We start from the raw sequence: 10584 nt of genomic DNA, 5'->3' as shown, positions 1-10584 counted from the left end.
GCCGCCGGCAGACAACCCGCCCGATTCAGCATAGCATCGGCACCGTGGGCCACTAAGCGCGTCCCGGGGCGGGCGATTTCATTCCGATAGAAGTGTGCAAGGAGCTCAGGTGGATAATCACGATCTTCCCGAAACCACGGCTCGGGAGCGTAACGAGCAGCGGATTTTCGAGGCGGCGGAGAGCGTCTTCGCCCGACACGGCTATCGGGGTGCCAGCATTCAGGCGATCGCCGCGGCGGCCGGAATCCCCAAGTCCAACGTCCTCTACTACGTCGGTAGCAAGCGGCGCCTCTATGTCACCCTGCTCGAGCGCACGATGTGGCGCTGGAACGAGATGCTGAGCGATATCAGCGTCGACGACGATCCGGCGGAGGTGCTGGAAGCGTTCATCCGCAGCAAGATGCAGCTGAGCCAGACCCATCCCAGAAGCTCGCGGCTCTTCGCCAACGAGATACTGCAGGGCGCCCCGTTTCTGAAGGAGTCGCTGTTCGGCGAGATGCGGGAGTGGGTGGAAGCCCGCGCCGAGGTCTTCCGCCAATGGGCGGAGCGCGGGTTGATGGATCCGGTGGATCCCGTCTGGCTGATCTTCCTGATCTGGTCGGCTACCCAGCACTACGCTGACTTCGAGACTCAGATCGTGGGTATCACCCATCGCGACAAGCTCGACGAACGAGACTTTCAGTCGGCCGGCGATTTCCTGTGCCAGGTGATCATCAAGGGGTGTGGGGTCCGAAGGCGCGATGGCGCGGTCCGGGAGCCGTGACGGATCGGAGTGGAGCACGACAGTCGTCGAGGGGGAGAAGGTCGGGGGGAGGTCGGCTGGCCGTGGCGGCGATCGACCCGGTAACGGAAGCGAGTCCTTTCGCGCTCAACTTCCTGTCGAGTCTCAACCTTGAGGGCCGGCAACGTCCTGTTGCTCTGCTGTCGATCCCTGGATGCTGTCCCTAGCGCGATCCGTGCGTCGTCGCATCGTCCTTGAAGGGGCTTCCTTGCGGCAGCGGCATCCTGCCACCGGCAGTGTATACGAGATTTCCTCCCCAAAGCGAAGGGAAAATCGCTAAAAAGCGTTAAGTTACAAAGTGATACGCTTGGCGGGGGCGCTATGGGGTCGCATGCTCAAGTCATTGTTTCACGGCTAGAATCGGGAATCGAAGGCGACACTCCGGATCAGCGCGACTATGGGCCTGCCAACCGCCAGTTGCATTTCGTCACAGGCCTGGCGGGTAAGCCGGGCCCGCAGCCGCTGCCGGCCGACCATCAGACGCACTTCATTGGCGCTGGGTTCCTGGGTCGAGGGCTCGATGGCGTCGATCACCGCCGCCAGCCCATTGCGATAACTGGTGCCTTCGGGCATGGCGTGGGCGAGGGCGACATCGCGCACCCCCACGCGCAGACGTATCGGCGTGCCTGGGTGCTGGTCGAGCGCCGGGATGCGAAGCGTCTGTCCATCGTCGAGGACGACCTGGGTCAGGGCGTAGGCGTGGTCGTGATCGACCACCTGGGCGCGCAGTCGCGTGGCGGCATCGAATCCGCCCAGTCGCTCGGTGAGGTCGAGTCGCATCATCAGCTCGTCCAACTGACCGTGCGCCGTCAGCCGCCCCTGCTCGATCAGGGCGAGATGATCGGCGATGGCGGCGATCTCAGCCGTGTCGTGGCTGACGTACAGCACCGGCAGATCGATCTCCCGGGTCAGGCGGACGAGATAGCTCAGCAGCTCCCGCTTGCGTTCGCCATCCAGCCCGGTCAGCGGTTCGTCCAGCAGCAGCAGGCGAGGCTGGGTCAGCAGCGCGCGGCCAATGGCGACTCGGCGCGCCTCTCCCCCCGAGAGGGCGCCGGGCAGGCGCTCGAGGAGATGGCCGATCCCCAGCAGGGTCACCAGGTCGTCGAATCGGGCGCGGCCGCTCCTCGGCATGCCATAGGTGAGGTTGCCGCGAACCCGGTAGTGGGGGAATAGCCGCGCTTCCTGAAAGACGATGCCCAGCTGGCGTCGATGAATCGGTACGTGAATCTTCTGCTGGGTATCGCTCAGCATACGCTCGCCTAGCCGGACGTATCCGCCATCCGGGCGGTCGAGACCGGCAATCAATCGCAACAGACTGGTCTTGCCGCTGCCGGACTCGCCAAACAGCGCGGTCACGCCGCTGGCCGGCACCGTCAGCGCGATATCCAGATCGAAGGTGCCCAGGCGCTTGCGCAGCCGGCACTCCAGTGCGGTGCCGGCCGGGGCGTGGATCTCGCCCGGGGTCGAGTGGTGAGCGTTCCCGCTCATCGGTCACGCTCCTGGAGGCGCTGTCTGGCGCGGCGGGCCAGCCATTCCGACGCCATCAGCGAGAGCATGGCGATGACGATCGACAGCACGCAGAGCCTGGCGGCGGCGGCTTCCCTTCCTGGCGTCTGGATCAGGGTGTAGAGCGCCAGCGGCAGGGTGCGGGTCTCGCCGGGAATGTTGGAAGCAAAAGTGATGGTGGCGCCGAATTCGGACAGCGCGCGGGCGAACGCCAGGACCGTGCCGGTCAGCAGTCCCGGTACCGCCAGGGGCAGGGTAATCGTGAACAGTACCCGCCAGCGGTTGGCGCCGAGGGTGCCCGCGGCCGCCTCCAGCTTGGGATCGACGGCTTCCAGCGAGAGCCTGACGGCACGAACCAGCAGCGGGAATGCCATCACGCCGCCGGCGACGGCGGCGCCCTGCCAGGTGAACGGCAGCGACAAGCCGAAGCCCTGGTAGAGCCACTGGCCCAGCCAGCCATGGCGTCCCAGCGATAGCAGCAGCAGGTAGCCCACCACCACGGGAGGGAGCACGAGCGGCAGATGGAGCAGGCCGTCGAGCAGGGCCTTGCCGCGAAAGTCTTGACGAGCCAGCAGCCAGGCAACGGCGACGCCGGGCACCAGAATCCATCCCACGGCACTGCCGGCGATCTTCAGGCTGAGGATGATGGCCTGCCACTCGGCGTCGGAGAGCGCTATCGCCTCGAAAAGCATCCGGGGCTCAGTCGGATTCGACCGGCGTGAAGCCGTAACGGCTGAATATCGCCAATGCGTCGTCACCCGCCAGCCATCGTCGGAACGCCTCGGTGTCATCGCTCGGTGTCGGATCGACCACGGCGAGAGGGTAGGTGATGGGCTGGTGGCTGTCGTCGGGGAACACGCCGACCTGCTTGACCCGGTCACTCGCCTCGGCGTCGGTCTGGTAGACGATGCCGAGCGGGGTCTCGTTGCGCTCCACCAGCGCCATCGCGGCCCGGACGTTGTCGCCGCTGGCCAGGCGCGATTGCAGCGCGTTCCACTCGCCGATGGACTGCAGCGCCTGCTTGGCATAGATACCGGCCGGCACATGGCTGGTCTCGCCAACCGACAGGCGCTGACCGTCGCCCAGCCGGGAGGCTATCGTGGTCCCGTCGCCCGGAGTGAAACCGGCGATGTCGCTGGCCGTCGGCGCGATCAATACCAGCCGGTTCCTGAGCAGGTCGACGCGCTCCCCGACCGGCAGGTCCTGCGCTGCCAGCCAGTCCATCCACTGCTCGTTGGCGGAGAGATAGATGTCGGCGGGAGCGCCGCTGGCGATCTGGCGCGCCAGTGTCGATGAGGAGGCGTAGACCGGGACGATATCGACATCGTGGTCGGATTCGTAGGCCTGGATCGCCGCGTTCATGGCATCGGTCATCGAGGCGGCGGCGTAGATCCGGACCGGATCGGCTCTGTCGCCGGCATCGGCGACCGCCGGGATACAGAGCGCCAGTGCCAGCAGAGCGGGCGGGACTTGACGGGCCGAGAGATTCACGGGCTTCTCGCTATGTCTGAATGGAAATAACGGGAAGCCACTATAGCCGCCGGCAATGCGGTGGTCGAGAGGGAATCGCGCGAAGCGATGGGCTCAGTCGGAATCGGCATCGGCCGCCGGTGCGTCGGCCTGGCTGTCCTCGGCATCGATGGCGCGGGGCGGCGCGAGACGATTCATCAGCGCCTGTCCATGGGGATTGTCGTCGAGATCGGCCATCAGCCGGCGATAGTCGTCGACCAGGGCGCGGCCCTGTGCCGTCAGGGTCGCCCCGCCACGCCGGGTGCCGCCGATGACGGTATCGACCACCGGCGCGGCGAGGTGCCGGTTCATGGTGTCGAGAAGTTGCCACGCCTTCTTGTAGCTCAGGCCCATCTCACGGCACGCCGCGGCGATCGAGCCGTGCCGCTCGATCGCCTCCAGCAGCTCGATCTTGCCCGGGCCGACGACGATCTCCCGGTCGGCGACCAGGCGAAGCTGAAAGCGTGGCGAGGGGTGGTGGGTGCGGGTCATGGCAGCATCGTGGCGGTGGCGAGCGCCTGTTGTATCACAGCCGCTCGCCACCGGCCCAGGATCAGGCCGTCTGCGCCACCTGCTGGCGGACACCGGCACGCCAGTGCAGATAGTCCACGGCGACGAACAGCAACAGGCTGACGCCCATTACCGGCAGGGCATAGCCGAAGGCGGCCGCAACGAGCAGGACGACCAGCCGCGACCGCCGATCCATCAGCCGGAAGATGGCGGTCAACGTCTGCGGCTCGCGGGAAGCGGCGGTGCGTCGACGCCACCACATCGCGTAGCCCCAGCAGATCAGGGTGACGAGGCAGGAGGCGAACGCGACCAGTGCCAACTGGTTGGGCAGTCCGAACAGCACTCCCATGTGCAGGTCGATCCCCCAGCGGGTCAGTTTGGCGGCCAGCGGGGAGGTGGCGAAATCGGCACGATCGGTGACGGTAAAGGTCTGCGGGTCCAGGGCGATCTGGTCGACCTGCGTCGGCCACCCGCGCCCGATTTCACGAATTTTCCAGGCGGTCATCGGTGAGTTCGGCGGCACGATCTCCAGGCTGTCGGCATCGATGCCGGCGGCTCTCGCGGCGGCGAGCGCCAGGTCGAAATCAGCGGGCGACGATGCCGGCCGCGACGCGGCCATGCCGGTATGGCTGGCGGCGGCGTGATGCGCCGCATGGGGATCGCCGGGGGCCGCGCCGGCCGATCCCTCTGCCGTTGGTGCCGGCGCCGCGAGATCGGTGGACACGCTGGGCGTGCCCCAGCCCCAGGCGTGTCGCAGCTGGGCGATGTTGCCGCCGGCCCACTGCGACCAGGTCAGGCCCGTCGCCGAGAAGAACAGCAGCCCGATCAGCGCCACTGCCCCGAGGGTGGCGTGGCGCTGGCGCAAGCGCTGCGGTCCCGCTGCCTGGCGGCGAGTTCGACGGCGGCGCCACCACAGGAAGCCGCCGCCCAGCGCGGCGATCCAGAGCCAGGAGGCGGCCAGCTCGCTGTAGAGACGACCCGTATCGCCCAGCAGCAGGCTGCGGTGGAACTGATCGATGGCGGTACGCAGGGGGAGCACGCCGCTGGTGCCGTAGACCGTCATGTCGCCCCGAACCGCCAGCGTGACCGGATCGATGAACAGGGCACGATGCTCCGAGGGCCCCAACCCTTCACCCGCGAACATGACCCGCGTGGTCGCTCCCGGCGCCGGTGCGGGACGAACGGCGGCGGGACTTGTGCTGATCCCCGCGGCGACCTGGGCGGCGGCGATCTGGCGTGCCAGCGGCTGCGCCTCACCCTCGCTCTGGGTGGTCAAGGCATCATGGTAGAGCCAGTTCTCGAGCTGGGGCGTCAGCGCATAGGCTATCCCCGATAGCGCGGCAACGAGCAGAAACGGCCCGACGAACAGGCCGACGTAGAAGTGAAGGCGAGTGATCAGTGCGACCCACAAGGGGGGCTGGCGGCGATCGGTCGCCGCTGAAACGGTGTCCATGGGTGAACTCCAGGCCTGAACCGGATGGCAGCGCCCGACGACGGTCGTCGGACGGGCATGACATGGGGCTCCGGATACGCATCGGGTCACGATGGGCATGCGGAGCGAGAGAACGGCTTCAGGCCAGGGGCGGTGCGCGGGAGGCGTAGCGGGGATAGACCGGCGTCGGCGACGGCGGGGCGACGACCTCCGGCGGATGTACCACCGCCGGTGGCGGCGAGACCGGGGGTACGGCTCGCGGCGGCTCGATGCCGGGGGCGTGGAGAAACAGCTCGCAGTAACCGCAGGCGGCCAGGTGCCAGTGGTCGTCTGCCGTCATGGTTCGGGCGGACGATGGCATTCGGTGGTCGACGCCGGTGGCCGCGTGATGGGACGGAGCCATCATCATGCCGCCGTGGGCCGGCATCTCCATCAAGCGCTGCATCTGGCTGATCAACGGGCCCGTGAACGCCATCAGCATGGCGAACAGCGCGAGCGCGGTCAGCGGGCGGTAGCAGCGATGCCAGAAATGCGTCATATCTCGTCCAGGACGCCGTCGTCAGAGGGGGACTCTACGCGCTGGCGCTTGCGCCGCCAATCACCACCGGCCGGGTGTGTAATTATGCCGCACCGGAATCCACCCCTACAGCGCCAGCCGTTCACCTGACACTGTCTGTTCGTGGCGTAGTAGCCAGTGCTTTCTGCCGATACCGCCGGCATAGCCCGTCAACCTGCCGTTGCTGCCGATGACCCGGTGGCAGGGAGTGACGAGAGAGATTGGGTTGCGCCCGTTGGCGGCGCCGACCGCCCTGACCGCCGACGGGGCGCCGATGGCGACGGCAATCTCGCGATAACTGCGGGTCTGGCCATAGGGGATCGCTCGGAGTGCCTGCCACACCTTCGCCTGGAAGTCGGTGCCCCGGGGGGCCAGCGGCAGGTCGAACGTCGTCAGTTCGCCCAGGAAGTAGGCTTCCAGTTGCCGTGCGCAGCGTGCGGTGACGGCGTTGGGGTTGTCGACATGGCCCGGCGTCGTCGAGAAAGCGATCCAGGTTAGGCCCAGCGCGGTGGCGCGAATCTCGATGGGACCCAGGGGGATCGACGCCGGTGGCTGATAGCGCTGGACGAATTCGTCGTGACGCGCCGGCAGGCGGGCGTCGCACTGGGGGAAGTCTGTATTCATAGGATCTGGTTCCAGAGCTGCATCGTGAGATAGCTGCGCCATGGGGACGCGGTGGCGACATCCACCGGCGTCTCCAGGCGGGCGAGTGCGCGGCGCAGGCCGACATCGCCGTCCAGCCAGATGTCGGGGTCGCCGTTTCCGCGCATGGCGACGACCTTGGCCGTCCACGGCCCGATTCCCTTGAGCGAGAGCCACTGCCGCGGCTCCTCGCCGAGCTCTCCCCGATCCCAGGCGGTCGCCAGCCGCCGGACGGTTTCCCGGCGACTGGCGGGCAGTTTCAGGAAAGCGAGATCGCTGGCGGCGATGGCCCCGGCGGTGGGGAAGCGCCGACGTCCGCCGGCATCGGTTTCCCCGAGATGGTCGACCAGGCTCTGAATCAGGCGGTTGGCGGCGGCAATCGAGACCTGCTGGCCCAGTACGGCACGGATGCCGGCTTCGAAGACGCCCCAGGATCCCGGCAGGCGCAGCCCTTCGGCCAGCGGCAACTCCGGTAGATGCCGCTGCAGATGGGCTTCGATGGTGGCGGTGTCGGCGTCCAGGTCCAGCATTCGCCGAATCTGGCGCACGATGGCACTGAGGTCGCCGAGCTCGCTCAGGACCAGCGTGACCACGAACTGATGACGCTCGGGATCGTGCACGGCCTCGAAGTATCCGGTGGTCTCCCCCTGTCTCAGGGTCCGTCCCAGCGAATGGTCGTCGACCCACTCCAGGCCTTCGATGAGGTGGAGCGCGTAGAAATGGCGCAGCCGTTCCCACTGGTAGGGCGGGCGATAGGCGAGCTTGATGGTCAGGGCTGCGTTGCGTCGTTTTTGTCGCCGGATATCGCTGGGGGTCAGCGCCATCTGCCGCTTGAAGGCGTCGTTGAAGCGCCGGAGGCTGGAAAAACCGCTGGCGTGGGCGACGTCGGTCACCGGCAATGCGGTCTCGTGCAGCAGCTTCTTGGCGAACAGGCACTGGCGGTAGAGGGCGTACGCCTTGGGCGATACCCCGAACCGACGCTGAAACAGCTGGCGCAGGTAGCGCTCGCCGATACCCAGTCTGTCGCAAAGCGCCGTCACGTTGCCCTGCTGCAGTGCGCCGGCATCGATCAGGCGGATGGCCCGTGACAGCGTGGTCTGGGATCCCTGCCAGGCGGGAGAGTCCGGTGCACTGTCCGGACGGCAGCGCAGGCAGGGACGAAAACCGGCGCGGGAGGCGGCGACCGCCGATTCGAAGTAACGAACGTGCCGCTCCTGCGGCAGCGTCGCCGGGCAGATCGGGCGGCAGAATATCCCGGTGGTCTCGACGGCAATGAAGAAGCGGCCATCGAAGCGGGCATCCCGGGCCAGTCGGGCACTGCGGCATTGCTGGGGGTCGAGCATGGGGGCGCGTCCTGATCATCGTCTCGAGCTCATTGTAGCGGGGCGAGGCGGCGGGGCTGGCCGGATCCGGCACTCAATGATCGCCCCGGCGAGGATATGGCGTCGAGGGAAGAACGGCGCCGGCGAGGCGCCGTCTTGGGGGCGGGACGGCAGGTCGCGAGAGTCGCTACTTCCAGAGCTTGTCGTAGTCGTCCCAGTAGTGGCCCATGTCGCGATCCTGGGTCAGGCCATAGAGCGTGTAACGCCGGGCGAGGCGCGCGCCGCCATCGCGGGTCAGGGGTTGCCAGGCGAGGGTCGTGCTGCCGCGGCTCGATTCCGAGAAGAAGACGTCGAGGGGGATCGAGACATAGAGCCCCTTGTCGAAACTGCCCTCGCCGTAGTCGTCGCCGGCGTCCGTCAGCGTCGCCCAGGCGCCGATCCGCACCCCGGAGTCGAACTCTCGGGAGAGATCGAACGTCGCGCCCAGGTCCTTGGCCAGATAGCGACCCACGCTGACCTGAGCGAGAACGTCCTCGATGCCGGTTTCGATATAGGCGGTCGCGTGGCCGGTCCAGGTGTCGTAGTCGCGCATGTCGAAGCGCTGGTCGAAATCCCGCTGCTTGACCCAGTTGAGATCGACGCCGAAGGCCACCGGGCTGTTGAACGGGCGATAGAGCACTTCGCCCCCGGCGCCGGCATACATCATCTCGAGCAGACCGCCGTAAGCCATGCCGTACCAGTCCTGGCCGAATCGCAGGGTACGGGTGTACTGCAGGTTGTAGATCCCGAGGCTGGTTTCATCCAGATAGCTGTTGATGTTGGTGCGAACGCGAGGCAGCTTCGAATTGGCGACGTAGTCGAAGTCATCGAAATTGTCCGCCAGGTTCAGGGCGGCGCGGCCGCTGAACCAGCCGTTGGGGTCGGTCCGGTATTCGGCGTCGAGCTTGGCGTAGATCTGGTAGAGGTAGCCGTCGGGCCCTCCCAGGTTCTGATTCAGGCCCGGCGACAGGCTCCAGGTGAACTGGTCGAGATCGTTCTGGTAGAGCAACTCCCCGTCGGGGGGCGTATCGCCGGGTTGCGTCAATGCCGAGGCGTACAGCCCGTAGTGGTACTGCTGGTCGTAGGCCGTGGAATCGGCCGCCTCGAGATAGGCCTGGCGATCATGGACGTCGTCGCGCAAGCCCATGCCGACACTCTGCCAGCGGTAGCGGTAGGTGCCGATATCTTCCGCGGTATGGTTGTTGAGAATGCGATTGGCGCGACCTTCGCTTTCCAGCATCGAGCGATATCTGGTCGCTTCGGCCTCGACGATCAGCTCGTCGTCGTCGCGGGTGATACGCCGCACCCGCATCCCGGCGTTGTTCTGCAGTTCCGAGCTGACGGCGTTCCAGTCCTGCGCGGTCCGCTCCGGTGCCGCCTGGATCGGCACCGGTCTCGGATCATCGGTCTTGGGTTGGGAAATGCCGGCGAGATTGCCGCGGAAGGTGATGCCGAACATGGCGGTGTCGCCGCGCTCCCACCCGGCGCTCAACGAGATGTTGTCGTTGAGGCTCAGGCGGGCACCGAGATTGACCGGAGAGTGCTGAGTCAGCGTGGTCTCGAACGGTTCGCTGCGGTAGTCGTTGCCATCGTACTCGAGCTGGAGCGACAGCGGCTCCCAGCCGGTCTGGTATTCGATGCCGCCGAACAGGCCAACGTCGCCGCTGAAGATGTCGCCGAACTCGAAGTCGCCGGCTTCCTCGGGATTCTCCGTGGAGCGCTCGTCGAATCGATCCGATACCGCCCCCAGCGGGTTGCCGATGCCGCCGCCGTTGGCCAGATAACCCCAGCCCAGGCCGAGGGTGAAATCGAAGTCGTACCAGCGCTTGCTGGCGACCAGATATTCACTGCCGAAGAGGCCGGTACCGCCGAAGTCGCGAAAGCCCAGCGCCACGGCTGGCGTGTTGCGGTTCTCTTCCAGCAGCCGGAATTTGAAGTCGATGCCTTTATCCAGATAGGAACGCCCGGGATCGGTGGACGCGGGATAGTCCTGATTGGTGATCGCCGTGTAGCGAAAGCCGGCCTCCAGCCAGTCCATGGGCTGAAAGCTTATGTTGTAGCGGAGGTAGGGCGACACATGGCTGTGATTGAGGGAGATGTCTCCCAATGGCGCCATGCGTGCCGTCGGTGTCTGCATCAGCCCAACCCCGCCGAAGTCGGTGCGGGCCTGGCCCAGGTCTGCCTGCGTGATGGGCGCGTATGCCATCAGGATCGGGAGAGAGGCTCCCATGACCGGGGTGAAAAGGCGCAGCGGGGTCCAGCGGCGATCTGCGAATGTCGTCATGAG

10 protein-coding genes are annotated in these 10584 nt (G+C 66.7%); 1 reads left to right on the top strand and 9 read right to left on the bottom strand.

All coding sequences use genetic code 11. The annotated features are described in order from the left end of the window. The first annotated feature begins 109 nt into the window (after positions 1 to 109). The gene (locus Q0602_RS22725) at positions 110 to 763 is read left to right on the top strand and encodes a TetR family transcriptional regulator C-terminal domain-containing protein (RefSeq protein WP_298848275.1); all 654 of its coding nucleotides are present in this window, start codon (positions 110 to 112) and stop codon (positions 761 to 763) included. A 372-nt stretch (positions 764 to 1135) separates the two neighbouring features. Here the strand turns inward: Q0602_RS22725 and modC are convergent, their stop codons facing one another. From modC to Q0602_RS22680, 9 genes are all read right to left on the bottom strand, one after another. Beyond that, entirely contained in the window at positions 1136 to 2269 is a 1134-nt protein-coding gene (gene modC, locus Q0602_RS22720; protein WP_298848273.1) for a molybdenum ABC transporter ATP-binding protein, read from the bottom strand. Then, positions 2266 to 2979, bottom strand: a complete 714-nt coding sequence (gene modB, locus Q0602_RS22715; RefSeq protein ID WP_298848271.1) for a molybdate ABC transporter permease subunit — start codon at positions 2977 to 2979, stop codon at positions 2266 to 2268. Before modB ends, modC begins: the two co-directional genes overlap by 4 nt. Positions 2980 to 2986: 7 nt before the next feature. Next, the gene (gene modA, locus Q0602_RS22710; protein WP_298848270.1) at positions 2987 to 3778 is read right to left on the bottom strand and encodes a molybdate ABC transporter substrate-binding protein; all 792 of its coding nucleotides are present in this window, start codon (positions 3776 to 3778) and stop codon (positions 2987 to 2989) included. A gap of 93 nt (positions 3779 to 3871) precedes the next feature. Further along, positions 3872 to 4288, bottom strand: coding sequence for a winged helix-turn-helix domain-containing protein (locus Q0602_RS22705; protein ID WP_295040633.1), 417 nt, complete (start codon positions 4286 to 4288; stop codon positions 3872 to 3874). A gap of 61 nt (positions 4289 to 4349) precedes the next feature. Beyond that, positions 4350 to 5759 carry a PepSY domain-containing protein gene (locus Q0602_RS22700; protein WP_298848268.1) on the bottom strand — a complete coding sequence of 470 codons (1410 nt, stop codon included), beginning with the start codon at positions 5757 to 5759 and terminating at the stop codon, positions 4350 to 4352. 118 nt (positions 5760 to 5877) lie between these two features. Continuing rightward, positions 5878 to 6276, bottom strand: a complete 399-nt coding sequence (locus Q0602_RS22695; protein WP_298848266.1) for a DUF2946 family protein — start codon at positions 6274 to 6276, stop codon at positions 5878 to 5880. Positions 6277 to 6381: 105 nt separating this feature from the next. Next, on the bottom strand, positions 6382 to 6918 hold the full coding sequence (locus Q0602_RS22690) for a methylated-DNA--[protein]-cysteine S-methyltransferase (protein WP_295040639.1): 537 nt from the start codon (positions 6916 to 6918) through the stop codon (positions 6382 to 6384). After that, entirely contained in the window at positions 6915 to 8279 is a 1365-nt protein-coding gene (locus Q0602_RS22685; protein ID WP_298848264.1) for an AlkA N-terminal domain-containing protein, read from the bottom strand. Before Q0602_RS22685 ends, Q0602_RS22690 begins: the two co-directional genes overlap by 4 nt. A gap of 166 nt (positions 8280 to 8445) precedes the next feature. Beyond that, a complete protein-coding gene (locus tag Q0602_RS22680; RefSeq protein WP_298848262.1) occupies positions 8446 to 10581 on the bottom strand; it encodes a YjbH domain-containing protein in 2136 nt (711 codons plus the stop codon). Positions 10582 to 10584 lie beyond the last annotated feature (3 nt).

This window comes from uncultured Salinicola sp. (genome assembly GCF_937921195.1).
Classification (GTDB): Bacteria; Pseudomonadota; Gammaproteobacteria; order Pseudomonadales; family Halomonadaceae; genus Salinicola.
Note: the sequence above shows the minus strand (reverse complement) of the source record. Positions and strands in the feature narration are given on the sequence as shown.